The sequence below is a fragment of the Butyrivibrio hungatei genome, from assembly GCF_900101605.1.
Taxonomy (GTDB): Bacteria; Bacillota; Clostridia; order Lachnospirales; family Lachnospiraceae; genus Butyrivibrio; species Butyrivibrio hungatei_B.
Window position 1 is genome coordinate 340,578 of the sequence record NZ_FMUR01000004.1, and the last position, 26,581, is coordinate 367,158.

Below are 26,581 nucleotides of genomic sequence, written 5' to 3' on the forward strand. Positions count from 1 at the left end.
TCCTTATTGTGATTCTATTGTGCTGAAAAAATTCTCTTGGATAAAGTGCCTGTCTTGAACAGCGCAAACACCAGCAATATGTTGTAGCCGAGAATTCCCCACAAAGAGCCCCTGATATCGGCTGAGATTGTGACGTTCTGGATGAGAACTGCGTAGATTGCAACGCATATGACAATGAGAAATCCTTGGAATCCAAGTGCCACAAGGCTCTTTACGTAGTTCTGTCCTATCTGGCTCTGCTCCCTGTTTCCAAAGGTTGAAAACGGTAGCGGCGCAAGACTGAGCATCAGATAGATTTCAATCATTCGACCGTAGATAACAAGGAATATCATCATAGACATGATCTTGATTCCTATGCTGAGGAGGAAAATCTCTCCAAATAACGGAAGAAGTCCTCCGATTGACATTCCTTCTAAGGTCGTGCGAAGTTGTGCAAGTCCTGAGCCATCAACTGCAGTGGAGTTCTGTATTATAGCTCCGCTGCTGGTGATGACATGTCCTGCCACATCAAATATCGCCATGGTGATATCAAAGCAATTAGTGATAAGCATTACTGCTACAAAGGTCTTGAATATCCATTTAAAGAATATCCAGGTCTCGAAATTTGCCAGATTGTTGTGTGCAATGACGAGCTGTATCAGCTCATAACATGCGATAAACGTAAGTATCATCCCCGCTATCGGCATAACCGCATTATTCGATACTTCTCTCATCAGGTTGAACACACCCGGCGTAAAATTCGCCGGGCTTGTAGCTACATCCGAAGCCACTTGTCCAACCCTGTTGTTGATGTTGTCGAACATCCCCTCAAGAAGCACCATCAGCGCATCAACAATCCATCCCTTAATCCAAGAGGTCATCTGCTCAAAAATTCTTTCCATGCAATGATCTCCTTATTTTGGTTGAGGTTTACGGGCTATTCAACTTATATGGCGACTTGATATTGCCTGCCGAAAGTTCGCAGATTTTGTACTCGGTACGTACAAAATCTGCCCTGCCAAAAGCCCGTAAACCGGCTTCTTAAAACAATCCTGAGAGAAGCGGAATGAGCTGTGTTCCGATAAGGCAAACTCCTCCGCCTGCCATGAGCTGCTTCATTCCCTGCGACTTCGCACCGGGGTTATCGTTTCCGTATCCCTCAAGAAGATTTACAACGCCCCAAACTCCAAGACCTGCTCCAAGCGCAACAACGAGTGTCTGCAAAACTGTGATTGAACTCTGAAAAAATGCCATAATTATTACCTTGTCCGGAAGCGTCGGCTCCCGGACTTTCCTTTCTTTTTCTTTAAAATGTGATTGGAAGTTACGTCTCATGCCAATTTTCTGCGCTAAAAATGGGCATAATAATAGACCGGTACGGACTGGGCGTCCCCAGGGTACTGGTCTATGTAACAATCTATAATCTTTTTGAAAGACTTGAATTCACGAGTCTATATAAATTATATGATATTGAACTCAAAATTAATTCAGTCTTTAAAAGCAATTCATCATCGACAAATATAACATCATCAGCAGGTCTAATTATAAGGTTTATTTTATCCCACTCCTCTGACATTTTACCATTAGCATGAACAATTGCATTTCTTATTATTCTTACTTGATCTAATACTTGAAAATCTATATCTAATTTTTTGCCCTTAAAGACGCACCATGTAGCATACGGATCAATTCCTTTATCAAGATAGCAATCTTTTATAAAATTTATCCTCTTAGAAATGGCCTGTCTCTCCGTCACTGAATCTCCTAAAATACTATCAATAATAGCTTCTTTTAAGTCAGTTAAATTCGTTAATTGGGATGATAGTTCATAAATATCACAGTATGACATTTCTTTTTTTCTATATGCATTAGTCTTAAAAACTTGCTCTGGAAATAGGCTAAACAACGCAGTAGATAGATTTTTTACATATTGTTCAAATGTCGACCAATACAATAAAAAAGTTTCCCTATTAAGTAACGCCTTTCCTTCACTAGTATTTCTTTCTAAATTTTTTGAAGAAGCTAAAAATGCCATCATATCTTCATATTCCATTTTTTTACTAGTGACTATCGTCCCTCTTACTTTTACTCCAACACCATATTTTTTCTTAGAACCTACAGGTGGTAAATCTTCATTCCCTTGTTCCTCTGGTGGCCAAAAAATTCTTTTCTCACCCTTATATTCTTCAACCTTTCCATATTCACCACTTTCGGCTTTTTGCTGTACGTCAATAATCGGTTCACCAATTTTTTCTGCGTATTCTTCAAAAGAAATCCACCCTCTTATTAACTCAACGCTCTCTATTTCTTTATCTGCTGCAGAATAAGATAATTGCTTTTTTTCCTCGTCTGATAAAGATAGTTTAGGTATATTTCCAACAGCTTTCTCAGCCCCTGCTAACGCCACATCATACGTAAGCATCGTAAGCGTATGAAAACGAGATATTTTCTTATATTCAATAGCAACATTGTCATATATATCTTTTAATTCATCCAAATTCATTTTACATTTCTCCTCTCACTGCACTCCATTATACATGAAGCACAGCAAGGAGAGAGACACTTTTTAGATTTTTATCACATCAAAAAACTCTCCAGATCTGACTTTCAACGTCTGATGCAAGAACCGTTGTATATCCAACTTATTCCTTTCATCATATTCACCAGTCTCTTTATAAAGTGGATGCTGGGTCACATCATATTTGTCCGACAAAAATGGTCGTACTCCTCGAAGCTGCAGGATGCACTTATCGCCGTCCATGACTGCAAGCTCATCGATTGTCATGAGCTCCTTCCCGTTTTTCTGATAGTTCATGGAATAAGAAGGATTGTTGCCACGGCTCTCACCTGTGGAATACATGTCGATAGTTTCTTTTCCCAAAGCCTGAGACAGGTCTTTTAACGTGGTTGGCTCTGTACCGCCAAGGAAAAGCTGAGAATCCATATTGCCGATGATTGTATCAGCGTTCTCCTTGTAGATTGCTTTGAGTTGTGACTTTGCCTGAAGAAACAGGCAGGCGCTGATCTCACGACTTCGTATTGTTGCTACGAGCTTTTCCAAATTAGGAATCTGACCAATGTTCGCTGTCTCATCAATAAGACAACGCACATGAACAGGAAGTCTTCCCTTATATACGTTATAAGCCTTATCACACAGCAGATTGAATAACTGGCTGTAAATCATGGATATAAGGAAATTAAAGGTCGGATCGGTATCACTCATTACAAGAAACAGCGCTGTCTTCCTATCTCCCAAGGTATCAAGTTCCAACTCATCATACATGGTAATCTCCCGCACCTGATCAATGTCAAACGGAGCGAGGCGGGCACCACAGCTGACAAGAATAGACTTTGCTGTCTTTCCTGCCGCCAATTTGTACTTTTTATACTGCCTTACCGCAAAATGCTTTGGATTGATTTCTTCCAGTTCTTTCATCATCATATCCACAGGATTCTCATAGTCCTCATCATCCTCGCGAACATCCGATGCATTCAAAAACTCCAGCAAAGTATTGAAGTTCTGCTCTTCCTCCGGAGCTTCGTAATGGATATATCCGATAAGAGCGCAATATAAAAGAGTTTCAGCTTTTTGCCAAAACTCATCTCCCGCCTTACCATCACCCTTCGTATTTGCTATAAGCGTATTCACCAGCTTTAGAATATCATTATCACTGCGAATATAGGCAAACGGATTGTAATGCTGACTCTTATCGAAATTGATGGTATTGAAAATCTTCACCTTATACCCATGCTTAAGCAAGGTCTTTCCTGTATTTATAACCACGTCACCCTTAGGATCGGTTACCACGTAGCTTGAATGCATTTGCAAAAGATTCGGAATCAGAAAAAACCTTGTTTTACCTGAACCGGAACCACCTACTACAAGTACATTCTTATTTCTTGCAAACTTAGGACTCTTTGGTCGACTGTTCATCATAAGCTTCTCTGTCTGCGTAAGGATGATATTATCCTTAAATTTTGGAGCCATAAACGGCTCTATATCCTGCGCTTTTCCCCAGCGTGCGGTTCCGTACTCTGCACCATGACGGTATTTCTTAGCATTTTTTCCCTTGATATAAACTATAACCTTCAATAACACGCCGCAGATAATACCAACAATCAGATCAAAAGGGTTAAAGCTTGGCACAAGATTGGCTAAGGCAATAGGCAGTGCCTTAGCCAGTGCTCCTATCTCATTTGGCGTATCAATAAGCTTTGATAGCCTCCAAGCTTCTCCCAAATTGGTTGCGAATACGCCGACAAGCACGTAGGGAATGTTCAGCAGGATGAAACGTTTCTGATTTTTTGTCATAGTGCTCTCTCCTGTGTTCTGTGTCTGTCCTTTTTGGGATGTTTCTTCGCAATCTCTATGAATTTCTTAAGCTTTTCTAACACGCTCGGACGCTCCTTTATCTTCATCATTTTCTTGCTGTATTCATTAACGACTGCTTCCATTGCATCGGTATCTCTTGCTTTGAAAAAAGCTGTATAGACCGGCGGCTTTTCTGATTTATCCTTCATAATAGCAAAATCCACGCCGTACTTCTTGGCTATCCTTTCAAAGGTTCTGATACCCGCATCACCGACAACCATGCTACTGACTCCCTGATTCTGCTTTACCAGCTCATCTATAGATTGCTTACCTTGAATATGCTCATCTATTGAAGCCAGCTTCTCATTAGCTCTGTGCCTTAGATAAGTTCGAATTGCAGCCGCAACTGCTCTACCTGTGAGTCTCGTTCCTGAGATGGCAAGCCGCACGGTTTTCTCTTCTATTTCTTCCTGCATGAAATTTCCTCCTTTCCGGGCACGAAAAAAGGTAGCAGATTTTTAGAATCCACTACCTTAAGTGCAAATAAAATATCAACTTGTTATTTCTGAAGCTACGTTGTTATGATTGCGTGCTCTTATATCATCATACTTTTGAAATAAAAGCAAGAGATTCCGCATTACCACTCGCTAAAATATCCAACAACCTATATGCAGGACCTGTAGGATGCGTTCTTCCAAGTTCCCATGCTTCTACAGTTTTCTTGGAAACTCCCATGTAATTAGCAAATACGGTCTGAGTCATTCCTGCTCTATTTCTAACTTTTTTTATTTCTTCATTAGTATATTTTTTTATCGGTGCGATTACGTAAGTTGTCGTCTTGGCACTGCCTAAACCTTTTTCATAATCTATAGCCTCTTGCAATCCTTCTTGCAGATCATCAAACAATGAACTCATAATCAGATTACCTCCTATTTCTAGCGGCCTCTTCTTTCAATGCTTTCACAAGTTTTTTAAGAATTTTCTTTTCTTCTTCAGTAAGATTTTCCTGTTCGTTTTTCTTGAATGCAGTAATTAGATAAGTTGCTTCATACTCTTCAAAATCTGTATAGCACACTCTGATGCTACCGCTTTTACCACGTTTTTCGATTGGAAATCTTACTTTTCTAATACCTCCAGTTCCTTCCATCACCGGTCCTGACTGTGGGTCTTTCAAAAGCATTATTTGTAGTCTCAATAAATCTTTGTCATCTAAGCCGATTTCTTTCCATCTTTTTGTAAAAAGAGGAACTTCAATAAATGTTCTAACCATTTCTTACTCCTTGCAATTAATAGTATATGCCCTACAATGTAGGGTGTCAACAACATCAGTCTCTATCACATTTCTATAAACTCATGTCCCTACTCCGTTTCTTCTGCCACTGATCAAGGAGCTTAATGATTGTCTCTTCCATCTGCTTAGGGGTATATGACTTAGGGAAGTACTTCTTTAGGACATCATTCTTTAAAGTAACTCTGTCGAGCTCTGATTTCTTTTCCTCAGAAAGAATAATATTCATGCCTTCCTGTGTAATCTCTCCGTTAAGAGCCAACTTCTTGATACGCTGTGCCTGAGATAAAGATGGTATAGCCTGAGAATAGGCGATAGCTGCCAATAAGTCATTTTGCTGAGTCTCATTTAAGAAGGATATTTCTACAGCGGGGTTAAAGCCTATAACTTTGTTATCTACCATCTCAAGGAACTCAGGGAGAAGGTTTGTAAGACGAATAAATCTCTGTATCTGTCTACCACTTTCTCCAACCTCATCTGCCATAATATTCGCTGCTTCTAGCTTTCCGACAACTTGTCGGGAAGTATCTACCTCACGTTTCATTCCCTGATGTTTCATCGCCTCCAACTTCATCTTAAACGCAAACGCTCTCTCACTCGGCAATATCTCTTCCCTCTGCAGATTGCTATCAACCATAAGGATCGTAGCCGCATCATCATCAAGCTCTTTTACGATACACGGCAACGCCTCTTTTCCCGCAAGCTCTGATGCACGGTATCTTCTATGACCGGAAATAAGCTCGTAGCCGCCAGACTCATCAGCTCTGACAATGGCAGGCTGGAGAACTCCGTATTCTTTGACGCTCTCCACAGTCTTAGCCATCTCCTCATCATCTCTGACTTTAAAGGGATGGTCCTTAAACGGATGAAGGTCGGAAAGAGGTATCTCCACAACAGCATCACCTGAAGCTTCACTCTTAGTGCTTTCATAGTCATTTCCTCCAAAAATATCATCGTAACTGCTCAGCTGAATGTTTGAGCGCTCTTTCTTCATTCTTAAGTACCTCCTTTGTCAGATTCTTGTATGCCTCCGCGACTCTCCCCTTCGGATCATGTGAAAAGATACTCTTTCCTTCTGCACTGATCTCAGCAGCCCTTACAGAATGCGGAATCTCTGTCTTGTAGACTTTAAGCTTATTGCCATAAGTTCCGCGGATAAGATTACAGATATCCTTTGCATAGTTCGTTCTGCTATCAACCATGGTCAGCAAGATTCCATCAATCTTAAGCTTTGGATTTATCTGTCTTCTGACTTTGTTTACTGTCTGAAGAAGCTGTTCCAGACCTTTTGCAGAAAGATACTGAGCCTGTACCGGAATTACCAGCTTATCTGCCGCAGCCAAAGCATTGACTGTGAGCATTCCAAGTGACGGCATGCAATCGATAAGCACATAGTCGTAATTATCTTTTACAGAATCAATATATTCTTTCAGCACCTTTTCTCTGCTCATGACGTTTACCAGAGAGACTTCCATACCGGACAAAGAGATATTTGCAGGCATGAGATCTACGCCCTCTTCGTGATGAAGGATTCCTTCTCTGGGTGCTATCACCTGATCCTGCAATACTTTTGCCATGATATCCGCAACAGTAACAGGAAGCTCATCAGCTCTTGGATGCCCCAAGCTGATAGTCAGCGATCCCTGCGGATCCATATCGACAAGAAGAACTTTTTTACCTTCATTGGCAAGACCTATGCCAAGGTTCTCGGTGCTCTGCGTCTTGCCTGTTCCTCCTTTTTGATTTACTAAAGCAATAACTTGTGCCTTACTCATTTTTCCTCCTTTGTGTTTCCATATGCTAAGTCATGCCGTACTAGTGCTTCGTAATGTGCGTCCATGGTTAGCGGCGCATTGTACAAAGCAGCTGTCAGGTACTGCCGCATGTTTCTGACTCTTGTAGTGTTATTCTGAAGCCCCTCTAACACGTACTCGATATGCATTGAATTAAGCTTCTCGAACTGTGACTTCACTATCGCTGAAGGCTTGTCCTCTTTACCAACACAGATAGTTTTCTTTGTAGAACAAAGGACATCAACAATAAGCGCTGCAATCTGCTCAAGCAGTTCCTTATAACAAGGATATCTTTTGACCAGAACATCCAAACTGATGCTTTCTCTTACATATATCTGATTATCAAGCAGCTCTTTTTCAGCTCTATTTCCATTCCCTTCCATTCCTTCTACCTTGGGCATATCTCCATAAACGCGGATTTCTCCGGAATAGAATGGAATAGAATCAGTCTTACTAATATCAGTTTTATTATTATCAGTATTAATAGTTCGTCTTTCTGACGGTTCTTGAGCTGTCATTCTGACATATCCTGATGCAGCACTTTCGACATTTCCTGAAGTGTCGTTTTGACATTTCTGGAAATGCTCTTTTAACACTTCAGAAGCAAAATTCTTTACATATATAAGATTTGGCTTGGTCAAACCCTGACGTTTCTTTTCTATGAGTCCGATGTTTTCAAGCTCCGCAAGGACATTTCCTGCCTTCTTGTTACCACAGCCAAGATTCTCTGATGTTTCATCAATTGTGTAAATGATGTAGACTCTGCCATTCTCATCCTTCCAGTCATTCACAGCCGATAAACACATACGGTCAAGAAGTAGACCGTACATGATCTTCGCTTCTGCGGAAAGTCGCTTGAAATGCTCATCTGTGAAGAGCATCTTGGGGATCCTGAGAAATGAAAAAAGGTCGCTCTCACGACCATAGAAATAATCAAACGTCATTTTCTTTTCTCCTCTTTTAACTGCCTCATCTCTTCCAAAATCTTACGGGTACACCAGCCGATACACGGCTGATGTCTTCCGTAAGGACAACTTCTACAGGCTACGGGCTTCATGCCTGTTCCTCTTTTCATTAAAGTGCCTCGCCGCCACGGGAACGAGGACGTGTGCTCTTTTCGTGCGCCGGTTCTTTACGCTTCTTGGCATCAAGCTTATCGAGGGTTGATTCACGCTTCTTTTCGTTAACCCTCTCCTGATATTTCCCTGCAAGCTCAAACAGCTTTTCCTTGGAATCATAGTGATAAACGCTGTCTGTAAGCACATCTTCAGGAGCGACCTGCGTCTCATTCACCTCTTTTACCATTCCTTCCAAGTTGTTTATATCTACGTTTCCGTCGTCTTTTACAAGTAAAACTTCATGGATCGAACTGGGCAAAATAAAGAAGTCACCGCCTACTCTCTCAGCCGCCTGGTCCATGAAATCCTGATAGGCAATAACGCCTGCGCCCTGAGTCTTGTCGGGTACCGATGCAACAAATAACGGATCCTCAGGCATAACGGGAATCATATCTTTTGCTTCAGGTCCCATCATCTCAAGCAGAGTCTCTGCCATAGTCTGAATGACAGCAGGGCGCATTACGGGAGCATACTGCAGTGCATCTGCATGAAGCTGTTCCGGTGTGATGCCGTAGCTATCAAGGAGCTGGTTTGTTACAAGTATTGAGCCCATGCCTTCTTTGTCAATATCAAGCACGAAGCGATATACAACAGACATATCCTCTATGTTTCTGTGCGGAACCCCCTTCAAAAGTTCTGCATTTCGCCCGGAAGATACAACCTCCATGGAAAGCTTCTCTTTCATCCGGTCATAATCCTTAAGTTCCTCCAAATTGAAATCAGGACGGTCATGTAAAGCTCTGTCTGCCCTATCTGCTACTTCATTTACCAATGAGTCATAGCTCATGCCGTCCTCGTAGCGCTCATGAATCTCGGTAAGATTGAGATTCACGCCAATCGTTGCTTCCTGTGGCTTGATCGTAACTGCCTCATAGGTCTGATTCATCTTCTGAACCTCATGCGGCTCAACCAGGTACTCACCGCCACCTGCCTGTAATCTCTCCTTCAAGTCTTCCACGAACTGTTCTTTGAATTTCTCGTACTCCATTCTTTATCCTCCTTTGAAATGAATTGTTACCGCCCAAAATGAGCGCAAAAAAAGAACAGCTACCTCTTTCGAAATAACCGTTCTATGTAATCGGGACTATTTTGATTTGTTAATCTAAGTCTTTCTTCTCGAAATCCTCAATATTCAATTCACGTCTAAGTTCATCTTTTGTTGGCATGTACGGCAAATACTTTGCAGCAAAAATCTGCTTATTGTCTTCCGGCAAAGTATATTCTACATCTTCTACACGCATAAGGCTTCGCTAATGAGTCCAACTCAATTCCGAACGCAATGCGTTCGCATTTGGGAAAGCAAAGTAAAACTGCCGCATCTTCTATAAGACTTTCCGCATCTTCTTATTCCAGTAATGACCTTTATCAGACCATTATTCATATGACTAATAAGCTTGTCCAAATATCGTTGTCTTGCAATTACCATAAAGCACACCTCATTTTAGGTACATGTACCTTTATTCTAAAGTGTTCCTTCTCCCTCCGCCGAGCCATAGCCATACCACCTCGTAGTGCTCGGAAATCATGGTAAGAGCGAGATTCACGCCGACTGTAGGCACCCACCAGCCTGTAATTTTTCCTTCAAGTCTTCTACGAACTGTTATTTGAATTCAGGACGCAATGCGTCACGAATTGGAAATATATTATAAAACCGACGCATATTACGTAAATTACTTTCATCAAATCCCTTGCCGAATCTCATAACATATGCCGTTAAAAAAAATGAACAGCTATCCTTTCGGATAACTGCTCTATGTAGCGCAAAAATCATGTGTTTCTTCGTTTTTTCTTAATTATAAATTGAGATTTTTTACCCCCAAAAAAACAGGGGTTAAACGGGGGTTAAAGCCATATTATGCAAGAGCCAAAGCCCAGTATTCATGCAGGTTTCAAGAGTTTTTAGAGTGCTGTGCCGTGGCAGACAAACAGTATTTTAATCATATATTCCTACTCCTTGATATTCCGAGTTATTCGCTGAAATGCGCACCACCGGTGGATTACAAAAGTGTTTACTCTATCACGCGACATTAAAATAATAACACAATCGTGTAATATTACGGAATATTTCGGAATATCATGGACATGAAAAGTAGTCAAAAAGTAGTCACCCCGGGCTCGCCATTCGGAGATATTCTGAGTTGGGATTGTGCCGTATTTTGGCAAAAACAGCCTTTCGGAATGAGCCTAATTCCCTGCCCACGCCGAAAAGCCACCTATTTACTACATTATTGATTCCGGCAAACTTGAATTTATCGAGCTCTTTTCTTATGCGGACAGCTCAACAATTTCCAATTTATCTATTAGAAATAATGCTCCATCAATCGATTAACCCATTCTGGAACAACTGCATCTTTCTTATCATAAACAGGATAATATGGCTTGATATCTAACACTGGGGTACCATCCACAGCATCAAGTCCTTTAACAACAAGTGCATCCTCTGAAACAGAAACCACTTTGACGGAAGTCATACCGATACGATTAGGTCTATCTTTTCCACGCTGCGAAAAAATACCAACTAATGGCATATCTTCTCTGTTCTGAGGCCTTCTTTGGAGATGCTTATCCTTCTCATACTTTGCTTTATCAAGATGATAAATGATGATTACATGAGAAAAGTCTTCAAGGCCCTTCAAACCTGATATGTACCGTTTATCCAACAAGATAGAAGAAGTGTCTTCTCCCCAAGCAGTATCTTTTCTATCCTTCACTTCATTTCTAACGTAACCAATTGGCTCCATTTCTATTCTCATGCATATCACCTCAAATTCCGATTTATCGATTTCTCATATTATAAATTTCTCATCATAAAAATTGCAACAAAAAGCAGCCTCGGAATGAGCTTAATTCCCTGCCCACGCCAAAAGGCTGCCTATTTGCTACATTATTATATTTTTGTTACTGTTTTAAAGATTGCCGTATGCGAACTCTTTTACTCCATCTTCAGAATCATAGGTTATAACCTTTCTTGCCCTGTCGATGTTTATTATATTCCAGCCATCACGAAGCTCTGCATATCTATCATCATTTGCAGAGAAATCAAATTTAGGATCATAAATAGGCTCTTCATCTAAATAATGCCTTGGATAAAGCGGACCGCTGATTCCAGCTCCGGCCAAAGTCTGCTCACGAACATCACTTGGCATCATAAAATCATTTAATGTAAGGCTCCATGTGGGATCTACATAAAAGCAGCCTCCGAATGTGCATAATTCCCTGCCCAGTCCAAAAGGCTGCCTATTTTTCAGGCATAAATTCAATTATTCTTAAAAGCATCATATACAATCTTGTATAAATACTCTTTTTTTCTGAAATCACTTCCATCTGCAAAATATGCATTATACGCAACTAATGCTGTCCGCACATATCCGGCATTATCTTCAAATAATTTTCTGTTAATGTGCCGTCCCTGTTCATCAATAAACTGGCAGCAGAATGTAACTGTAGTTCGAGTATTCCCTTCTCTGAAGGGATGAATTTTCCATAAAGCAGCAAGCGATTCACAGAATTGATTTGCAAGTTCAGCCGTATCCATTAAGTTCCAGTCTTTCTCTCTCATATTTTTCAAAACATGATGAATATCCGTAACTATATCAAAAGGATCTGAGTATTCCACCGACTGACCGCCCAAAACATCTTCCTCTTTGTATATAGCTATAGTTCTTGGACATCCCGCCCAATCAAAGATGTCTTGAAAAATCTGCTGATGCATATTCAAAAAATGATCGGTATGATAATCCCCCGGAAGCGGATGTGTTACCAAATCCTTCAAACGATAGACAACGTAGTCTGCCTCCGCTTCGTCTAATAACTCTTGAGTTTTTATCCCAAGCAAATTTCTTAATACAGGGACATCCTCATACAGATAAGGATCACGCATTTGTTGACTCCTTAATCTTATACTTTTTATCTAAAAAGCGCTTAGCATCTTCCATTGTAACTTCTCCGCGCTTTTCCTTTTCAATATACTCTTTAAATTCCTTTGTCGGCTCTAATCCATCCACCTTGATCATGCCAATCGCATAATCCCATGCTTCAGTGTTTGTCATATCCATCGCCTCCTTTAGTACCACTATTATATAATGATTCTCTATATAATTCCACGATTATATACCATTCAATCAACCAAATGTCCTACGATAAAACTGTAGACAATGCCTACAGCTCCAGTCTCTCATATCCCCGTCAACTGACGAAAATACCGATATTTACATATATTCCTACTCCTTGATATTCCGAGTTATTCGCTGAAATGCGCACCACCGGTGGATTACAAAAGTGTTTACTCTATCACGCGACATTAAAATAATAACACAATCGTGTAATATTACGGAATATTTCGGAATATCATGGACATGAAAAGTAGTCAAAAAGTAGTCACCCCTGGTTCGCCATTCGGAGATATTCGGAGTTTGAAAAAGCCCTCAGGACGGCTATCCCAAGGACTTTTTGAAAAAATACTTACATTCCTTTAAAATCTTCATTTGGATCTATCCAGCAATATTCCGCATCGGAGATATATCCAATCCCTCCACAATTTTCCAAATCAGACACCTTATTAGTTGTTACTCCATCAAAAGCTTCAAGAGCCCAGTCTAGATAATTTATAGCTTGTGATGAACCACGTCCTCTCGGGTTCATATTATCTCTAATAGCTCTTAACTCACTTACACAAGCCTGAAACTCACCATAATCGAACTCATCAATTTGTTCTGTTAAATTCAACATCCTCAATGATAGATTACTCAGTGCCTGCTCTTCTTGATACTTCATAATTTCTTACCTCCTTCTGTAATGCATGATTAAAGAGCTTATTCAACGTATTCAACAGCATGTAATTTTATTTAATACAAACAATTACTTACCTTATTCTACCAGTCAATTATTAAGCCCCAATTAAAGCGAAATAATCATTTTCTTATAATTGCAAATTGCAATAAAAAACAGCCTCTGGAATGAGCTTAATTCCCTGCCCACGCCAAAAGGCTGCCTATTTGGTGCATTGATTGGTTATCCGCTTTGCCTCTCTATCCTCTTTTTCTTCCTATCTTCTTTCCCCCGCTTCCTCTGCTTCACCTCAATCCCACTCACACAACTCTAAACGCTTTCTGACTGAGTGGCTTAACCTTGCCCTCCTTCTTCATTTCATCCCTTGCCATATTGAGCTCCTGCATCCTGATCATCTCCTCTTTTGCATCATCAAGCCCAAGATGAGTGTATACGTTCATTGTGATACTTATGTCCGAATGCCCCATCAGGTATTGTAGCGTCTTGGGATTCATTCCCGCTCTGGTCATATTGGTGCAATACGTGTGCCTGCATATGTGCGGAGTAAGAGCCGGAATTTGAAGCTTATAAAGCTTATTGTATTTTTCCTTCATATTCTTAATCCTATGTTCCCAATGCATGGCCACTTCCGGAAGGCCATTTTTATCATAAAATAAGAATCCTTTATATCCATCAACACCTTTATCGAATCTTGGCATCTCCCTATCCTGCAGAATGGCCATAAACATTTTTGCAACATCCTCAGTCATTGGTAGCTTCCTCGTTCCAGCATTCGTCTTGGTAGGATTGATCATAAGATTCATCTTCGAATCCCTGTGGAGCTGTTTATTAACGTCTATAATCATATTTTCAAAATCAATATCTTTGTCGGTCAAACCGCAAAACTCTGAAATTCGGAGTCCCGTGTGAAACAAAATGTACATAGTCTCATAGTACTTACAATAAACATAATCGTCATGAACAAACCTAAGAAAACTCTCCATCTGTTTTTCATCCAAAGCTTCTCTTGGCTTAGCATCATTTACCACAACTCCTCCAAATTGAAAGCAGAACGGATTCTTTACCAGCATATCGTCATCTACAGCCATCTGAAACGCCGGTCTTAAAACTCCTCTGATACATTTTATTGTACTGCAACCCTTTCCATCCTCTTGAAGCTTGATCATAAAGAGCTTCGCATCTGATGTCTTTACATTAGCAATAATCTTGTTGGAAAATTCTTCCTTAGCCAGCAGATTCAGTACAAAAGCATAATTTTGCTTTGTATTTGGCCTTACAGCAACTTTTGCTTTCACATATCTCTGAGCAAGCTCTAAAACGGTCATTTTCTTAGCCAGCGGAGAAATCGGAGAATCTATCTCCTTCTCTACTTGCTTTTCTAATTCCCTGAGTGATAAGCATGGCTTTTTCCCTGCAGGCAATGGATCAGTAGGCTCCAGCTTCCAGCTATAAACAAACTTAGGTTTTCCATCAACTAAGTACTTATACTGGTACTTCCCATTAGCTCTGATGGATTCGCCGCTTTTTAAAACTCTATGCCTCTTGTCACGTCTTAGACCTGAACTTTTTCCAGCCATGTAAATCCCTCCTTGCCTCCGGATGTTCCTCCAGGTATTTTTCCAACTCTTTTCGTATAAGCAGTGTCCTGTTCCCGAAGTACCTTACTGTAAAGCTAAGGTTTTCTTCCTTCACAAGCTTTCTGAACCTTACAACTATGAGGTTATGTGCCTTTAACTCTTTTAAAAACTCTGACCTTTCTTTCATTGAACTCCTTTTCTTGAACGAAGCAGTCGCTCCATTACGTCATCCTGTGGTATAGCACCTTGAAATTCTGTAGAGCAGTTTTCCTTCACCACTTGAAAAATCTGATACCAAAGGTTGTTGGCCTGCTTCATGTAGTTCTGAGACATTGATACATATGGAGATTGGATTGCTGCTCCGGTCGTAGGATGCTTAGCCAGAAAACCATATTCTGATATCGCATGCTCGCACTGAATCCATCTTGATACGCTCATAGCATAATTTCTTACAAGCTGCGCGCTTATGAGCTTTTCACATCCCCTTTCCCCGATCCAGTTCCATGTCTCTTCAAATACGCTCTTAGCATCAAAATCATCACCGCTCTTTTGTTTTTACGTCATGTATGATTTGAGCTCAGGCATTTCATTTCCATGTAAATTAGAGGAGGGAGAAAACTCCATAATTCTGAGTTTTCTCCGGGTATTCAAAGTTTTTGAGGGTCAATCATTTTGAGGGTCCAGTTTGAGGGTCTATCGTGAGGGGCTACTTTGAGGGTCTGGTTTGAGGGTTTGGTTTGAGGGTCTACCGTGATAATAAACAAAACCAGAGTTAATCAGTTATTGAAACTGACTAATTCTGGTTCTTTTAATGTAGTGATGATCCTTGCACTCCCTTCGTTTCCTTGTTTGCTTTAATACCGAGCCCTGTCCGGTGCGAGCGGCGGGTCCCATGGGGCGTCGGGCCGTCGCACCAGGGCGACAGATAATGATATGCTATCCTATTGGCCACCCACTATAACCATAACAACAGCCCCGTAACACTCAGACCCTCAAAGTAGACCCTCAAAAACTCCCCACATTAAAAGGATCTGACCCTCAAGTCAGACCCTCAAAACGCTTGGCAAACCCTCAAAAAGTTTGATTATCCTTTTCTCCCTCCTGGGTTTCCATTATTTAATTTCTCGGTAAGTGCCTTTGATTTCCGCCCACTTCCGGCCCTTGCACCACCTCGTAAAGTGCCATCTTTAGCCATTTCTAGCTCCTTTTAACTCTACCGGGGTTATTCCCTGTTTGATTTCGCTTTTTGTGCACGTGAGAGGGCGGCTCGGTCTGGAAGCCTACAAGGTTTAGAGATTTCAACCGCCCCTACCTTCGTACATAATAGTGCCTACGCATTCTTCTGAATATATCATACTCATAGAATGAAATGCCATCTGGAACATCTGTCCTATATGCATCATGAGATATACCTGTAGCAACATTTAAAGTTCCTCCACCAAATCTGCATCCATCTCTTGTAGAAACAAATTCTGTTCTTGATTCAAAGTAGTCATAGCAAACATGATTACGACCAGTAAGATTTGTAAAAGAATGCCCATTTTCACTTCCATGATGCGAATGAATATATACATCAACATCAAGCATTTCTGTTCCAGGGCAATTTATATACCATTGCCACCCTTGTCTTTCGATATCTCCAGTAAAAACTACTTTATAATTATTCTCATTATTATCAACTAAACATATGCATATTATAGGCGAAACATTATTCAGCTTTTCTGCATTATAGGGAACATACCCTCTATGTGCCTTATATCCTATTTTTTGTTCTGGATGAAGAATATTCACCATTTCATCACTGCTATCACATATTAATGATACATAATTGCAGCATTTATATGCTGTATCTGCTATAAGAGAAAAGTACTTATCACTTGAAAAATTATTATAAAATCCCATATACACTTCTGTTTCTCTACTAAGGAAGTAAGGGTTACTCTCTGAAATATGATCATAGTGCGGATGAGTAATAAACAATTTATCAAAAATAATTTCCTCAATCCCAAAAATATTTCTGATATGCTCTAAGCAATCTTCTATATGCTCCCTATAGACACCGCCACCAGCTCCAAACACATTTTCAATTCCAAAATCAAAACAAAATATTTTGTGTTCATCTCCATTTTGCAAAACCATGAGAAGCATATTTCCACATCCAACATTGATACAGTATAAAAAAGCGTTCTCAACTTCACAATTTACTCCCTCAGGCATTATATACCTACTTGCCAAACGCCTGATTTTTTCATTAAGCTTTCTAATACTATATTCTCTTTGCATTGCTCTCTTATATTCATTTGAATCTAAATTATTAACTACATTTTCAAATCTATCATCAACCCTATAATAGTATTGGCCTTCATTCGCATCGTTATACAGAATCTGTTCATTTTCTGCTTCTTCACGAACTATCCCTCTTAATCGTTCAAAAAAAATCTTAGAATCTCCTACAAGTGAAAGCTCTCCATCTTTTTCAGAAAAATAAATCTCTGCATCGGAAATTGGTCTATCTAACTTATTCAATACAAAATATGAGCTACCATCATTCTCTACCCCATTTTCAATAAACTCATATTCCCCCAAAACATTGAGCGAATCATCTTCTTGCCTTGCAAATACAAAAATGCTGTTATAACATCTTCTTCTTTTATGATTTATAACAGCATCATTTTTCTTGTTATCAGCTTCATGCGTGTAATGAACAACATCATGTGTTCCATTGCCATTCCAATCCAAATTATCATTATTATGATTTCTAGCCCCTTCGTTTTGAAAAACAATATAAATGTATGGATAATCTCTTGGTATCACTATTCCACCTTGATCATTACCACCATATATTTCAATAAAATCGCTTAGTGTAACATTTTCATCAAATATCATAGTGCTCCCCCTCCTAAAACTATCATAAGTTTTATTCTTGAGATTTACAATAAACAGACTGGATATTTATCATTATTCCATGTTTTTTGATCATGATGCTTCTTACAAAGTGGCTGCCAATTACTCTCATCCCAGAAGAGTTCCTGATCTCCTCTATGCGGTTTTATGTGATCAACAACAGTAGCCCTTGTAAGAACACCATCTTCTTTGCATCTTACACAAAAGAAGTTCTCTGGCCTACTAAGAAATATCTTTCTTGCCTTTTGCCACTTGCTTCCGTAGCCTCGCTCTGCCGCATTCTTTCTGTCATTATTTGGATGTATCTTTTTATGCTCATCACAATACCGTCCTTCACAAAGGTTAGGGCAACCTGGATGCGAGCACGGATGCAAAGCTTTCCTTGGCATTTAATTCCTCCACGTAAAAAGCCCCAGAGATTTATTCTCCGAGGCTCTCATGTTTTTTTGCTGATTATACAATATCACAAATTGCAGTTGTGCATCTGGGATAGTTTTCCTGAAAGAGCTGCTGCATTTGCTGCAGTTATCATCTCTCCCTCTTTGAACGGAAGGATGAGGTCCTTTTTCATTTCCTCGTAAAGAGCTGCTTCTTTTTTATCCATGTAAACTGGATACCTATCATCTCTTTTTGCAAGAGTATCGATAGTATTCCTATCAACCTGTCAATCTTCATATGCTCACCTTTCCTGCTTATCCTATCAAAGCAAACAAGACAACTGTATGTCTTGTTTAGAATATATTTTTCCTGTACTCCGGTTTCAGAGTTCAGCGTACAGGAAGTGTTATTACCATTTTAATAAAAACTGATTTTGAAGTTTCAAAAACTTCTCTGAGTGCATCTCGTTTCACAAATTATACAAATGGTAATCGCAAATTTAAACAATAAACGCCTACTTCAAATTCTAATTAAATCCAGTAATCATCAATGATTATCGTTCCTCTGTTTGCTGTAATAATTTCATTATAATTACACAAAAGGTAATCGCAATCCCATCAATACCATCCACCAAAAACATTTATCCTGCTGCCATTACATCCATAACAATGCATGGCTACGGACTAATTTGAATCAATTATTCTGATTACCCTATTGACACATTCGGTAAATAAAATTATACTTTTGGTAAATCAGTTATACGCATATCTATTATTTTTTTATTTGGCCTACTGCAGCCTTATTAGAACCAAGTTAATATGAGGGGGTTATCCCCGAACAATGTAATAATTAATCAACGCAGATTTACCGATGAAAGACTTCTTCTATCATTCAGAAACTAATACGCTTTCATGCTTTTTTATGAAATGTCGAAGTAGTGACTGCGCTGCGAACCTTGCAACGTATGCGTAAATCTTAACGAGGAAAGAGGAAATGTATATGAGCAATGATTTAGGAAAGCGTATCTCTGATTTGCTGAAACAAAACGGACTAAGTCAAAAAGAACTTGCCGAGAAAATCGGCGTAACGAATGCATCGATGTCCCGCTACATCAACGGAGAGCGCATTCCCAAAGGACCTGTTGTAGCAAGTATCGCCGGTGTCCTTCACGTAGAGGCCGGATACCTTCTTGGTATGGCGACTTCTGAAGAAGACCCCGAACTTGAATTTTACAAGACCCAGCGTGCAATAGCACGAAATGCAAAAAACTGGACTCCAAAGCAGAAAGCCGATCTTGTCAATGCAATAATCGGTGCCGAGTCCTAAGATTTAAAAACAATCGTATTCTATACAGCATTATCCATATCGCATAGAACCTTAAAAGCGTAGTACGTTATATCCAGGGAAAGAGGTGATTATATAAATGGATGAATATAGAAAACACGGCCATAAAATTGTTACACTAAAACGCTTACGCGCTTACATCAAAACATTTCGCAATTTATTTAGCCCCATCATTGATTCCTGCAGAAAGACAATACGCGATGCAGCAAAGCTTATTGCCTCCCTCATTCAGGATTCTTTTGGTACATGTATTTCTTCTAAGATAAGAAATTTTGTAAAAAAGATCTGGAACAAATGCCACAAAGCACTCTCCCATCAGGCTTTGGTTACCGTTTTCTACAATTCAACTCCGTTTATAAGATCGCTGTTATCTTTCTTTGAAGATAATAATGCCGATATTATGGACGCTTTTTTGCTACCCAAAAAGACAAAATCCTCTCTGATATTGTGCTAAATATTTCTTTCCGCCTATTACCCGATGACATATTTACTTACAATACCAGGAGGATAAAGCGATGGATGTTGCCATCTCAAGAAAAAACATCACAGAGTCCTATGACGATATCATGGACTCTTATCTCTCATCAGAAGAATACAATCAGAAAGTTTCAGGCATAAACTTGCTTTATGTAGCTTTAAGAGCTGAGCTTTCTCCGGATCAGCAAAAAAAATTTGATTCTCTTCTTACCGCTTATGATAACCTTGCACACGATGAAGCCGAGGAAGCTCTCTTAAGGGGCTCTCTAGGCTTTTATGAGCACGCGCAGGATATTTGATTTCACGGGTATGTAGAGAAGCACTGCAAACATGAAGAAAGCGCAAAATAAGTTAGTCGAAGTAACTAAGGAATTTTGCGCTTAAAGCTCCATCTCTTTATTTTTTACGCACAAAAAGCCATCTTTCAAATATCCTCAAGAGCTTTCTCTCAAAATATTCAAATGTGTAGTTATATAATACTTCATCCTCTTCTGAAACAGTTTTTGAATGCGCCCCTAATTGCTACTCATCCATAGAAAAAGCACCTCGCCATACCAATTACTCCCCTTATTATAAAAAAATAAGTGCAGATGTCAGAGTTAATTACTCTCTAACAACTACACTTTTATGGTACTAAAAAGCACCCTGTATCAAGCAGAGTGCCCTCATCCTTCCTTGCTGAAATTTGAAGCCCTGTGTTAATGAGCTACAAGAGCTTCACATACCTATACGCACAATCCATTACTAGCAATTATTGAAGAAGGCTTATCAAAGCCAACTTTTTCACCATTCATATCAGTAACTGTACCACCGGCCTCTTCCACCAAGAGTATACCTGCAGCATAATCCCAAGGGGAAAGTAACAATTCAAAGTACAATTCAGCGCGCCCTGCCGCAATTGAACACAAATCTAATGCTGCAGATCCACTTCTTCTAACATCAAGTGCCTTTTCAAAATATTCATATGCCAATTCAAAAGATTTTTTCCATAATTCTTTATGATATGGACACGAGCCAAATAAAACAAGGCCATTTTCCAATGGATACTTAGAAACGTGTATTCTTGCACCATTGCAAAATGCTCCTTTTCCACGTTCAGCGCAAAACATTTCATCTAAAAAAGGGTTATAAATAACGGATATAATTACCTCGCCTTTTTGCAAATAAGCAATAGAAATACAACTCATATGATAATCTTTTATAAAATTTGTAGTACCGTCTATAGGATCCACGATAAAAGCCTTGTTCAAATCGCTACTAAAGTTCTCATCTCCTTCTTCACCAATAAAAATCGCATCAGGAACAGCTTTTAAAAGATTTTCTTTCAGATATTCCTCTACTAAAACATCATATTTTGTTACAAAATTGGCTGAACCTTGTTTTGAGTTAATATCCAATTGCTCTCTATCTGCATTTAATATTATCTCTCCTGCAGATTTTGCAATTTTACAAAATATATCTTTTAATTCAAACATTCTTAGCACTCCCTGCTTTCCACACTTCATTGAACATTTCCAAATACTTAGTATACATACATTGCTTATTATCTGTTTTTTGAATTTCCAGTATCGGCGCCAATGCTCCTCTTGTTGCATATAAATGCGGTGTGATAATTGCCTTAGACCCCATAATATAGATAGAGGCATATAACGGAGTATCATGATATTTGACTTCAATCTTATTCTCTTCCGAAAGTCTTTTATTAATATCCTCTACTCTTGCAGCCGCACGTTCAATTCTATCTGCAATATTTCCTTCAATCCGCTCCTCTATAGTTCTGGCTTTAATACATTCTCCGGTTGGCTTCCCTAATAGAATTTGGATTTTTTTCCCCTCGGATGCCTTCTTCAACATTACCTCATCAAAATCACCGTCATCCACTAAAAATGACATGGCATAACAAAGTATTCTAATAGCTCCATCGCTCATCTCTATCCTATTTATCCATTCTTTAGTAGGACAATCAGATCTATTGTTCCAAGAATTAATTATTCCCGTTTCTTTGGTGCTCTTTAACATGTCTACCGATGAAGTAAGCTCATCTGACAATTGATCAACTTTTTCAACAATAGAATCCATAGGATCTCCAGCACAAAATTTAAGAATAAAATATACTATTACCGTAGAAATAATCGACAATCCAATATTCATCATGATATCTGCCGCATCTCCACTTAAAACCACCCCTAAAATAATTAAAATAATGGATAAAAGGAGCATGATTATATATGTCAATATCTCTTTTGTTATCTTTTTCATATTATCTAATAAACGCCTCAGCTTCCTTTCTAAAGTAGTCATCAATTCTTATCTTTTGCGCCGGATGTAGACATAAAAGTTCGATCTCATCTCTCGTAAAAGCCCGCACTTCGGTCGATTCATCACTTACAATAATCTTCCCATCATCTGCAATACAATGAAAACATATAGAAAATTCTTGTCTTACCTCACCATCTGAATATGCTATCACATGATTAGGATTAGTATATATTCCGATTACTTTATGAATTTCACAATTCAATCCCGACTCCTCTTTTATTTCTCGCAAAATAGTTTCAGAAATAGATTCTCCATACTCCATCCCTCCTCCAAGTAGTGACCACTCCTTGTTATCGACTCGCTTATGCAAAACAATTTTTCCATCTTTTAATGTCACTATAGCTGAAGCAGCCGCAACAATTGAATTCACCTTTGGTGCTTCATCTGAATAATAATAATCCGTTCTCGCCATAATCCTTCTCCCCTATAATTCTACTATTATTTTCTTAGGTATTAATATGAGTCAAAATACAATCCTACGGCCACTCTCCATTTTGGTCTCTTCAATATAATACCCTACATTGGCGCCTTTTTGAAGTTGATGATTGATACAAATTCAATGATTCTTAAAGTCAATGTCCGAAAGCGGAAGACCACAAAACTATTGCATCCCTGCACATTTCCATCAAAACAGACAGCCTCCCGGAATGAGCTTAATTTCCTGCTCAGGCCAAAAGACTGTCTGTTTTCTACATTATTCTGTTATTAAAAATCGCCATAAGCAAACTCTTTTACTCCGTCCTCAGAATCATAAGTTATGACCTTTCTTTCCCTGTCGATATTTAATATAATCCAACCATTACGAAGCTCTGCGAATCTATTATCGTTTGCAGAAAAAACAATTCCGGGCTTATTTAGAGGCGCATCATCAAAAGAATACCTTGGATTGATTGGAGCAGTGATTCCATGTTCCGCAAGATTCTTTTCACGAACACTACTTGGAGTCATAAAATCATTTAATGTTGAAGTCCATGTAGTATCTACATGATATCCGACTCCGTCAATCTTAACGTACGACCACGCATGCGTTATTCCATTATCATGAAAAACATACGCATCAACACCGCATTGAAGAAGGAGATAATTGTACAGCGCGCTCAGATTACCACAGATACCTTTTCCCTCCATATATTCACATGATCTTTTATAAAATCTGTGAAGAAGAAGTGTCAAGTTTTATGATACAGCATCAGAATAATCACCTTCTCTATCCTTCAATGCCTTTCAGTATTTTTACAACTTCGTCTTTCTTAAGAACCTTACCATAAGAAACAACTCTGCCGTCAATGACCAAGGCCGGTGTAGTCATGACTCCGTAGCTGGCAATCTTTTCATAATCTCTTACATGATCGATAGTTGTATCCATGCCAAGTTCCGTTAATGCTTCAATGGTTGCCACTTCAAGCTTATTACATTTTTCACAGCCACCGCCAAGGATTTTTATCCCTTTTGAGCTTTTTTCTTCCTCAGCGATCTGCATATTTTCAGCAGAGTAATTGCCCCCGCAGCAACATGAGGACTTTTTCTCCTCTTCTTTTTTCTTACCAAAATCAAATAATGACATTCTCTTTTCCTCCTACAGAATCGTACTCTGTATCAAATTAAACAGATATCCGATAATTACAATTCCCACAGTACATATAGCGATAAATACGGTTAGCAGCTTTGTTTTGATTGCATTCTTCAGCATTATCATTGAGGGAAGTGAAAGTGTCGTCACTCCCATCATAAATGCCAATACAGTCCCAAGCTGAGCACCTTTATAGAGTAACGCATCAGCTATGGTTATGGTACTGAAAATATTTGCATACATAGGAATGCCGACTATAGTCGCAAGCACCACACCAATCGGATTGTGGCTTCCAAGTATGCCTTCCACAAAACTTTGCGGGATCCAGTTATGTATGACAGCTCCGATTCCCACGCCCAGAAGAATGTATGGAAAAACCTTTTTTAAAGTATCCAAAACCTGATCCTTCGCATAGACAAGCCGCTCTTTTTGCGAAAGAGAAGGTGAATCAATATCAACCGAATCGGCCTTTCGAATAAACTCCGCAACCTGGTCCTCCATATGAAGCTTTTCAATCAAGGTTCCTCCAAGCACTGCGATCACAAGCCCCAGCCCCACATATAAAACAGCCACCTTGGTTCCAAAAATGCTAATAAGAAGGATCAGACTTGCTATATCAACCATTGGCGAAGATATGAGAAACGAAAATGTCACGCCAAGAGGAAGCCCCGCACTCGTAAAGCCTATGAAAAGCGGAATTGATGAGCATGAGCAAAAAGGTGTCACGGTTCCCAAAAGAGCTGCGATACAATTCGCCCATATGCCATGAAAACGTCCCAAAATCTTCTTACTTCTCTCCGGCGGAAAAAAGCTCTGAATATAGGAAATCAGATAAATGAGAACACACAAGAGAATTGTAATCTTGATCACATCATATAGAAAAAAATGTATTCCACCGCCAAGTCCTGATTCCGGATCAGCACCCGCAAATAAAAGCAGGCTTTCTATCAGTTCATCCAGCCACTTCATCCCAAGTACCTGGTTCAATATAAAATCGTCTATCATCTGCAACACCTGCCCGTCTCTTCACTTGCGCATATACAACCAAGCTTTTCAATAAATTCTTTAAACATCTTAAGCGTTTCCGCGTTCAAAGAATAGTAATGCCACTTCCCATCCTTTCGATCATTTACCATACCGGACTCCACCAGTATTTTCATATGATGCGAAAGAGTCGGCTGAGTAATCTCGAATCTCTCAAGTAATCTGCATCCACATTTTTCACCTTCCGAAAGCATTTGCACGATCTCCAGTCTGTTTGCGTCAGAAAGTGCTTTGCATATCAGTGCCACATCGATCCTATTCATATTTTTTACCTCACATAGATAATTGTCTATGTATAGATATATCACACACATAGATAACTGTCAATGTATCATTTAATGAAATTGCAACTCTTTGCGTGCAGATGCCAGAGATAATTACTCTCTATCAACTACACTTTTATGGTACTAAAAAGCAGCATCCTTGAATGAGCTTTTTTTCTGCTTCATTCAAAAATGCTGCCTATTTATTAAGTTATTTTGATAGGTTGTTTGAGCGCTTCGGAGCTGAAAGCATCAAAAGCTGCAAAAGTCCGGTAAATCGATGCTTTTTAGGCTTTGATAATAATAGAAATAGCATCGAAAGCCGCGAAGGCCTGAAAAATCGATGCTTTTCAGTTTTAATACAAAAGACAAAAGCATCAAAAATCTAATTTTCCCATAAAAAAGATGCTTTCCTTCCATCCACCAGAATCCTTCCAATGGCAGGACTACATAATCGAAGTATCCATCTATCTGATGGTCACCTTTATTACTCATTTTTATAGTAAAGGCAATCCCGTATAAGAGCCCGATTGAAGCTTTGTATTCACCGGCTTCATCATTAGGATTACCTTTGCCGCGAACCGCGATATAATTCATCTTAGGAACCGTAATAATCTCAGGCTTATCTTTAGGCATATAAAACTCTTTATATTCTTTTTAAAGTCAAATGGCATCTCCCAGTATCTCCTTTTGCCTTTTCTTACTGAGGCTCTCAAGCACTATTCTGTACGCCTTTTCAAGAAGATCCATTAAAATATCATCAGGCACATTTCCATCCGCTTTTACAGAATTCCAATGTGTCTTGTTCATGTAATATCCGGGAATTATATCCTCGTACTGCTTGCGCCAGAAATCGCCCTCAAGCGGTTCCGGTTTCAAAGTTATGTAATAGGGCTTGTCATTATCATCCAGACATATTGCGACAAACATCTTTTCGCCGATCCGGTACCGAATCCAGTTCCAATCTTTTTGCAGATCTTTGGAAACTCCCGGCATTTTCAGAAGATATTCATCGATCCATTCGTATTTCATACAGTCCTCTTTTCCATCAGAATCACTTATCCGCAATAAGCAATAGCATCGACCTGAAATTGCAATCCATCTTTGCCGCCAACATGTGCAAACTCAGTCTGAATAGATTTGCGCACAGGGTACTTTCCGCCGAATCTTTCCTTTATGATTTTCTCCATGACGGGAATATTCCAAACATCTCTGAAAAGACAATCCATCTGAACCACAGATTCCAAGGTAAGTCCAACCATGGCAAGTCTTTCTTCCATGTTGTCAAAAGCTCCATTTATCTGCTCTTCAATAGCTCCGCCGACATTTCCCACACAATACCCTATATAGCAAGTATCCCCTGCTTTGATAATTCCTGAATGTGCCCACTTTTCGCTTACATCGTACCTCTCAATTTTTCCCATCTC

General features: G+C 39.4%; 35 protein-coding genes and 3 pseudogenes. 3 read left to right on the forward strand and 35 right to left on the reverse strand.

Annotated features, from left to right (window positions below):
- Positions 1 to 14: 14 nt before the first annotated feature.
- The 25 genes and pseudogenes from BLP87_RS03425 to BLP87_RS15980 form a co-directional block, all read right to left on the reverse strand.
- Positions 15 to 881 (reverse strand): VirB6/TrbL-like conjugal transfer protein, CD1112 family, encoded by an 867-nt coding sequence (locus tag BLP87_RS03425; protein ID WP_074461435.1) that lies wholly within the window; start codon positions 879 to 881, stop codon positions 15 to 17.
- Positions 882 to 1,020: 139 nt separating this feature from the next.
- Positions 1,021 to 1,233, reverse strand: coding sequence for a Maff2 family mobile element protein (locus BLP87_RS03430; protein WP_026668063.1), 213 nt, complete (start codon positions 1,231 to 1,233; stop codon positions 1,021 to 1,023).
- A 163-nt stretch (positions 1,234 to 1,396) separates the two neighbouring features.
- Entirely contained in the window at positions 1,397 to 2,482 is a 1,086-nt protein-coding gene (locus tag BLP87_RS03435; protein WP_074461436.1) for a hypothetical protein, read from the reverse strand.
- Positions 2,483 to 2,545: 63 nt separating this feature from the next.
- Entirely contained in the window at positions 2,546 to 4,291 is a 1,746-nt protein-coding gene (locus BLP87_RS03440) for a VirD4-like conjugal transfer protein, CD1115 family (protein WP_074461437.1), read from the reverse strand.
- Entirely contained in the window at positions 4,288 to 4,767 is a 480-nt protein-coding gene (locus tag BLP87_RS03445) for a PcfB family protein (RefSeq protein WP_074461438.1), read from the reverse strand. The genes BLP87_RS03440 and BLP87_RS03445 overlap by 4 nt, the downstream gene beginning before the upstream one ends.
- Before the next feature lie 127 nt (positions 4,768 to 4,894).
- Complete coding sequence (locus BLP87_RS03450; protein WP_026668068.1) at positions 4,895 to 5,206, reverse strand: helix-turn-helix domain-containing protein; 312 nt, start codon at positions 5,204 to 5,206, stop codon at positions 4,895 to 4,897.
- Between the two features lie 7 nt (positions 5,207 to 5,213).
- Positions 5,214 to 5,561, reverse strand: a complete 348-nt coding sequence (locus tag BLP87_RS03455) for a type II toxin-antitoxin system RelE/ParE family toxin (protein WP_026668069.1) — start codon at positions 5,559 to 5,561, stop codon at positions 5,214 to 5,216.
- A 73-nt stretch (positions 5,562 to 5,634) separates the two neighbouring features.
- A complete protein-coding gene (locus BLP87_RS03460) occupies positions 5,635 to 6,573 on the reverse strand; it encodes a ParB/RepB/Spo0J family partition protein (RefSeq protein WP_074461439.1) in 939 nt (312 codons plus the stop codon).
- Entirely contained in the window at positions 6,530 to 7,354 is an 825-nt protein-coding gene (locus BLP87_RS03465; protein ID WP_074461440.1) for a ParA family protein, read from the reverse strand. Before BLP87_RS03465 ends, BLP87_RS03460 begins: the two co-directional genes overlap by 44 nt.
- Entirely contained in the window at positions 7,351 to 8,316 is a 966-nt protein-coding gene (locus tag BLP87_RS03470) for a DUF6017 domain-containing protein (RefSeq protein ID WP_074461441.1), read from the reverse strand. Before BLP87_RS03470 ends, BLP87_RS03465 begins: the two co-directional genes overlap by 4 nt.
- On the reverse strand, positions 8,313 to 8,447 hold the full coding sequence (locus BLP87_RS16405; protein WP_278246550.1) for a hypothetical protein: 135 nt from the start codon (positions 8,445 to 8,447) through the stop codon (positions 8,313 to 8,315). Before BLP87_RS16405 ends, BLP87_RS03470 begins: the two co-directional genes overlap by 4 nt.
- Positions 8,447 to 9,478 (reverse strand): DUF5688 family protein, encoded by a 1,032-nt coding sequence (locus BLP87_RS03475; protein ID WP_074461442.1) that lies wholly within the window; start codon positions 9,476 to 9,478, stop codon positions 8,447 to 8,449. Before BLP87_RS03475 ends, BLP87_RS16405 begins: the two co-directional genes overlap by 1 nt.
- 109 nt (positions 9,479 to 9,587) lie before the next feature.
- Positions 9,588 to 9,731, reverse strand: coding sequence for a hypothetical protein (locus tag BLP87_RS15820; protein WP_155833802.1), 144 nt, complete (start codon positions 9,729 to 9,731; stop codon positions 9,588 to 9,590).
- Positions 9,732 to 10,790: 1,059 nt separating this feature from the next.
- The gene (gene tsaA / locus BLP87_RS03480) at positions 10,791 to 11,243 is read right to left on the reverse strand and encodes a tRNA (N6-threonylcarbamoyladenosine(37)-N6)-methyltransferase TrmO (protein WP_026515159.1); all 453 of its coding nucleotides are present in this window, start codon (positions 11,241 to 11,243) and stop codon (positions 10,791 to 10,793) included.
- 153 nt (positions 11,244 to 11,396) lie between these two features.
- On the reverse strand, positions 11,397 to 11,750 hold the full coding sequence (locus BLP87_RS03485) for a hypothetical protein (protein WP_074461443.1): 354 nt from the start codon (positions 11,748 to 11,750) through the stop codon (positions 11,397 to 11,399).
- Positions 11,747 to 12,370 (reverse strand): Fic/DOC family protein, encoded by a 624-nt coding sequence (locus BLP87_RS03490; RefSeq protein ID WP_074461444.1) that lies wholly within the window; start codon positions 12,368 to 12,370, stop codon positions 11,747 to 11,749. Before BLP87_RS03490 ends, BLP87_RS03485 begins: the two co-directional genes overlap by 4 nt.
- Entirely contained in the window at positions 12,363 to 12,539 is a 177-nt protein-coding gene (locus tag BLP87_RS03495) for a hypothetical protein (RefSeq protein WP_242871803.1), read from the reverse strand. Before BLP87_RS03495 ends, BLP87_RS03490 begins: the two co-directional genes overlap by 8 nt.
- Positions 12,540 to 12,951: 412 nt before the next feature.
- On the reverse strand, positions 12,952 to 13,263 hold the full coding sequence (locus tag BLP87_RS03500; RefSeq protein ID WP_074461446.1) for a hypothetical protein: 312 nt from the start codon (positions 13,261 to 13,263) through the stop codon (positions 12,952 to 12,954).
- A gap of 314 nt (positions 13,264 to 13,577) precedes the next feature.
- Positions 13,578 to 14,855, reverse strand: coding sequence for a tyrosine-type recombinase/integrase (locus tag BLP87_RS03505; RefSeq protein ID WP_074461447.1), 1,278 nt, complete (start codon positions 14,853 to 14,855; stop codon positions 13,578 to 13,580).
- Positions 14,824 to 15,042: a hypothetical protein gene (locus BLP87_RS03510; RefSeq protein WP_074461448.1), complete on the reverse strand. Its 219-nt coding sequence runs from the start codon at positions 15,040 to 15,042 to the stop codon at positions 14,824 to 14,826. The genes BLP87_RS03505 and BLP87_RS03510 overlap by 32 nt, the downstream gene beginning before the upstream one ends.
- A pseudogene (locus BLP87_RS16270) lies at positions 15,039 to 15,497 on the reverse strand (P27 family phage terminase small subunit); the annotation flags it as partial. The pseudogene BLP87_RS16270 and the gene BLP87_RS03510, both read right to left, overlap by 4 nt.
- A gap of 448 nt (positions 15,498 to 15,945) precedes the next feature.
- Positions 15,946 to 16,050 (reverse strand): annotated as a pseudogene (locus tag BLP87_RS16525) (terminase); the annotation flags it as partial.
- 113 nt (positions 16,051 to 16,163) lie between these two features.
- Entirely contained in the window at positions 16,164 to 17,741 is a 1,578-nt protein-coding gene (locus tag BLP87_RS03525; protein WP_074461449.1) for a ComEC/Rec2 family competence protein, read from the reverse strand.
- A gap of 44 nt (positions 17,742 to 17,785) precedes the next feature.
- Positions 17,786 to 18,148, reverse strand: a complete 363-nt coding sequence (locus BLP87_RS03530; protein ID WP_074461450.1) for an HNH endonuclease — start codon at positions 18,146 to 18,148, stop codon at positions 17,786 to 17,788.
- Positions 18,149 to 18,222: 74 nt separating this feature from the next.
- Positions 18,223 to 18,363: a hypothetical protein gene (locus BLP87_RS15980; RefSeq protein WP_176756595.1), complete on the reverse strand. Its 141-nt coding sequence runs from the start codon at positions 18,361 to 18,363 to the stop codon at positions 18,223 to 18,225.
- Positions 18,364 to 19,136: 773 nt separating this feature from the next.
- Here BLP87_RS15980 and BLP87_RS03535 point away from each other — a divergent pair.
- From BLP87_RS03535 to BLP87_RS03540, 3 genes are all read left to right on the forward strand, one after another.
- Positions 19,137 to 19,463, forward strand: a complete 327-nt coding sequence (locus BLP87_RS03535; RefSeq protein WP_074461451.1) for a helix-turn-helix domain-containing protein — start codon at positions 19,137 to 19,139, stop codon at positions 19,461 to 19,463.
- A gap of 97 nt (positions 19,464 to 19,560) precedes the next feature.
- The gene (locus BLP87_RS15835) at positions 19,561 to 19,935 is read left to right on the forward strand and encodes a hypothetical protein (RefSeq protein ID WP_143002074.1); all 375 of its coding nucleotides are present in this window, start codon (positions 19,561 to 19,563) and stop codon (positions 19,933 to 19,935) included.
- 61 nt (positions 19,936 to 19,996) lie between these two features.
- Positions 19,997 to 20,257, forward strand: a complete 261-nt coding sequence (locus BLP87_RS03540) for a hypothetical protein (RefSeq protein WP_074461452.1) — start codon at positions 19,997 to 19,999, stop codon at positions 20,255 to 20,257.
- 426 nt (positions 20,258 to 20,683) lie between these two features.
- On the opposite strand, the gene BLP87_RS03545 is transcribed toward BLP87_RS03540, so the two are convergent.
- From BLP87_RS03545 to BLP87_RS03590, 10 genes and pseudogenes are all read right to left on the reverse strand, one after another.
- The gene (locus BLP87_RS03545) at positions 20,684 to 21,433 is read right to left on the reverse strand and encodes an inositol monophosphatase family protein (protein WP_074461453.1); all 750 of its coding nucleotides are present in this window, start codon (positions 21,431 to 21,433) and stop codon (positions 20,684 to 20,686) included.
- On the reverse strand, positions 21,426 to 22,259 hold the full coding sequence (locus BLP87_RS03550; RefSeq protein ID WP_176756596.1) for a DUF5919 domain-containing protein: 834 nt from the start codon (positions 22,257 to 22,259) through the stop codon (positions 21,426 to 21,428). The genes BLP87_RS03545 and BLP87_RS03550 overlap by 8 nt, the downstream gene beginning before the upstream one ends.
- A complete protein-coding gene (locus tag BLP87_RS03555; protein WP_074461455.1) occupies positions 22,219 to 22,689 on the reverse strand; it encodes an NUDIX hydrolase in 471 nt (156 codons plus the stop codon). Before BLP87_RS03555 ends, BLP87_RS03550 begins: the two co-directional genes overlap by 41 nt.
- A gap of 293 nt (positions 22,690 to 22,982) precedes the next feature.
- A complete protein-coding gene (locus tag BLP87_RS03560; protein WP_143002075.1) occupies positions 22,983 to 23,405 on the reverse strand; it encodes a transglutaminase-like domain-containing protein in 423 nt (140 codons plus the stop codon).
- Positions 23,406 to 23,484: 79 nt separating this feature from the next.
- The gene (locus tag BLP87_RS03565) at positions 23,485 to 23,841 is read right to left on the reverse strand and encodes a thioredoxin family protein (RefSeq protein WP_074461457.1); all 357 of its coding nucleotides are present in this window, start codon (positions 23,839 to 23,841) and stop codon (positions 23,485 to 23,487) included.
- A gap of 12 nt (positions 23,842 to 23,853) precedes the next feature.
- A complete protein-coding gene (locus BLP87_RS03570) occupies positions 23,854 to 24,852 on the reverse strand; it encodes a permease (RefSeq protein WP_074461458.1) in 999 nt (332 codons plus the stop codon).
- Positions 24,849 to 25,154, reverse strand: a complete 306-nt coding sequence (locus BLP87_RS03575) for an ArsR/SmtB family transcription factor (RefSeq protein WP_074461459.1) — start codon at positions 25,152 to 25,154, stop codon at positions 24,849 to 24,851. Before BLP87_RS03575 ends, BLP87_RS03570 begins: the two co-directional genes overlap by 4 nt.
- A gap of 414 nt (positions 25,155 to 25,568) precedes the next feature.
- Positions 25,569 to 25,828 (reverse strand): annotated as a pseudogene (locus BLP87_RS16530) (transcriptional regulator); the annotation flags it as partial.
- Positions 25,818 to 26,186, reverse strand: coding sequence for an MmcQ/YjbR family DNA-binding protein (locus BLP87_RS03585; RefSeq protein WP_074461460.1), 369 nt, complete (start codon positions 26,184 to 26,186; stop codon positions 25,818 to 25,820). The gene BLP87_RS03585 and the pseudogene BLP87_RS16530, both read right to left, overlap by 11 nt.
- A gap of 26 nt (positions 26,187 to 26,212) precedes the next feature.
- Positions 26,213 to 26,578, reverse strand: coding sequence for a RidA family protein (locus BLP87_RS03590; RefSeq protein WP_074461461.1), 366 nt, complete (start codon positions 26,576 to 26,578; stop codon positions 26,213 to 26,215).
- Positions 26,579 to 26,581: the final 3 nt, after the last annotated feature.

Bases quoted from the DNA above. Each gene is read 5' to 3' on its own strand.
- BLP87_RS03425 (WP_074461435.1), bottom strand. From the start codon at position 881: ATGGAAAGAATTTTTGAGCAGATGACCTCTTGGATTAAGGGATGGATT.
- BLP87_RS03430 (WP_026668063.1), bottom strand. From the start codon at position 1,233: ATGGCATTTTTTCAGAGTTCAATCACAGTTTTGCAGACACTCGTTGTT.
- BLP87_RS03435 (WP_074461436.1), bottom strand. From the start codon at position 2,482: ATGAATTTGGATGAATTAAAAGATATATATGACAATGTTGCTATTGAA.
- BLP87_RS03440 (WP_074461437.1), bottom strand. From the start codon at position 4,291: ATGACAAAAAATCAGAAACGTTTCATCCTGCTGAACATTCCCTACGTG.
- BLP87_RS03445 (WP_074461438.1), bottom strand. From the start codon at position 4,767: ATGCAGGAAGAAATAGAAGAGAAAACCGTGCGGCTTGCCATCTCAGGA.
- BLP87_RS03450 (WP_026668068.1), bottom strand. From the start codon at position 5,206: ATGAGTTCATTGTTTGATGATCTGCAAGAAGGATTGCAAGAGGCTATA.
- BLP87_RS03455 (WP_026668069.1), bottom strand. From the start codon at position 5,561: ATGGTTAGAACATTTATTGAAGTTCCTCTTTTTACAAAAAGATGGAAA.
- BLP87_RS03460 (WP_074461439.1), bottom strand. From the start codon at position 6,573: ATGAAGAAAGAGCGCTCAAACATTCAGCTGAGCAGTTACGATGATATT.
- BLP87_RS03465 (WP_074461440.1), bottom strand. From the start codon at position 7,354: ATGAGTAAGGCACAAGTTATTGCTTTAGTAAATCAAAAAGGAGGAACA.
- BLP87_RS03470 (WP_074461441.1), bottom strand. From the start codon at position 8,316: ATGACGTTTGATTATTTCTATGGTCGTGAGAGCGACCTTTTTTCATTT.
- BLP87_RS16405 (WP_278246550.1), bottom strand. From the start codon at position 8,447: ATGAAAAGAGGAACAGGCATGAAGCCCGTAGCCTGTAGAAGTTGTCCT.
- BLP87_RS03475 (WP_074461442.1), bottom strand. From the start codon at position 9,478: ATGGAGTACGAGAAATTCAAAGAACAGTTCGTGGAAGACTTGAAGGAG.
- BLP87_RS15820 (WP_155833802.1), bottom strand. From the start codon at position 9,731: ATGCGTGTAGAAGATGTAGAATATACTTTGCCGGAAGACAATAAGCAG.
- tsaA (WP_026515159.1), bottom strand. From the start codon at position 11,243: ATGAGAATAGAAATGGAGCCAATTGGTTACGTTAGAAATGAAGTGAAG.
- BLP87_RS03490 (WP_074461444.1), bottom strand. From the start codon at position 12,370: ATGCGTGATCCTTATCTGTATGAGGATGTCCCTGTATTAAGAAATTTG.
- BLP87_RS03495 (WP_242871803.1), bottom strand. From the start codon at position 12,539: ATGACAAACACTGAAGCATGGGATTATGCGATTGGCATGATCAAGGTG.
- BLP87_RS03500 (WP_074461446.1), bottom strand. From the start codon at position 13,263: ATGAAGTATCAAGAAGAGCAGGCACTGAGTAATCTATCATTGAGGATG.
- BLP87_RS03505 (WP_074461447.1), bottom strand. From the start codon at position 14,855: ATGGCTGGAAAAAGTTCAGGTCTAAGACGTGACAAGAGGCATAGAGTT.
- BLP87_RS03510 (WP_074461448.1), bottom strand. From the start codon at position 15,042: ATGAAAGAAAGGTCAGAGTTTTTAAAAGAGTTAAAGGCACATAACCTC.
- BLP87_RS03525 (WP_074461449.1), bottom strand. From the start codon at position 17,741: ATGATATTTGATGAAAATGTTACACTAAGCGATTTTATTGAAATATAT.
- BLP87_RS03530 (WP_074461450.1), bottom strand. From the start codon at position 18,148: ATGCCAAGGAAAGCTTTGCATCCGTGCTCGCATCCAGGTTGCCCTAAC.
- BLP87_RS15980 (WP_176756595.1), bottom strand. From the start codon at position 18,363: ATGGATAAAAAAGAAGCAGCTCTTTACGAGGAAATGAAAAAGGACCTC.
- BLP87_RS03535 (WP_074461451.1), top strand. From the start codon at position 19,137: ATGAGCAATGATTTAGGAAAGCGTATCTCTGATTTGCTGAAACAAAAC.
- BLP87_RS15835 (WP_143002074.1), top strand. From the start codon at position 19,561: ATGGATGAATATAGAAAACACGGCCATAAAATTGTTACACTAAAACGC.
- BLP87_RS03540 (WP_074461452.1), top strand. From the start codon at position 19,997: ATGGATGTTGCCATCTCAAGAAAAAACATCACAGAGTCCTATGACGAT.
- BLP87_RS03545 (WP_074461453.1), bottom strand. From the start codon at position 21,433: ATGTTTGAATTAAAAGATATATTTTGTAAAATTGCAAAATCTGCAGGA.
- BLP87_RS03550 (WP_176756596.1), bottom strand. From the start codon at position 22,259: ATGACTACTTTAGAAAGGAAGCTGAGGCGTTTATTAGATAATATGAAA.
- BLP87_RS03555 (WP_074461455.1), bottom strand. From the start codon at position 22,689: ATGGCGAGAACGGATTATTATTATTCAGATGAAGCACCAAAGGTGAAT.
- BLP87_RS03560 (WP_143002075.1), bottom strand. From the start codon at position 23,405: ATGGAGGGAAAAGGTATCTGTGGTAATCTGAGCGCGCTGTACAATTAT.
- BLP87_RS03565 (WP_074461457.1), bottom strand. From the start codon at position 23,841: ATGTCATTATTTGATTTTGGTAAGAAAAAAGAAGAGGAGAAAAAGTCC.
- BLP87_RS03570 (WP_074461458.1), bottom strand. From the start codon at position 24,852: ATGATAGACGATTTTATATTGAACCAGGTACTTGGGATGAAGTGGCTG.
- BLP87_RS03575 (WP_074461459.1), bottom strand. From the start codon at position 25,154: ATGAATAGGATCGATGTGGCACTGATATGCAAAGCACTTTCTGACGCA.
- BLP87_RS03585 (WP_074461460.1), bottom strand. From the start codon at position 26,186: ATGAAATACGAATGGATCGATGAATATCTTCTGAAAATGCCGGGAGTT.
- BLP87_RS03590 (WP_074461461.1), bottom strand. From the start codon at position 26,578: ATGGGAAAAATTGAGAGGTACGATGTAAGCGAAAAGTGGGCACATTCA.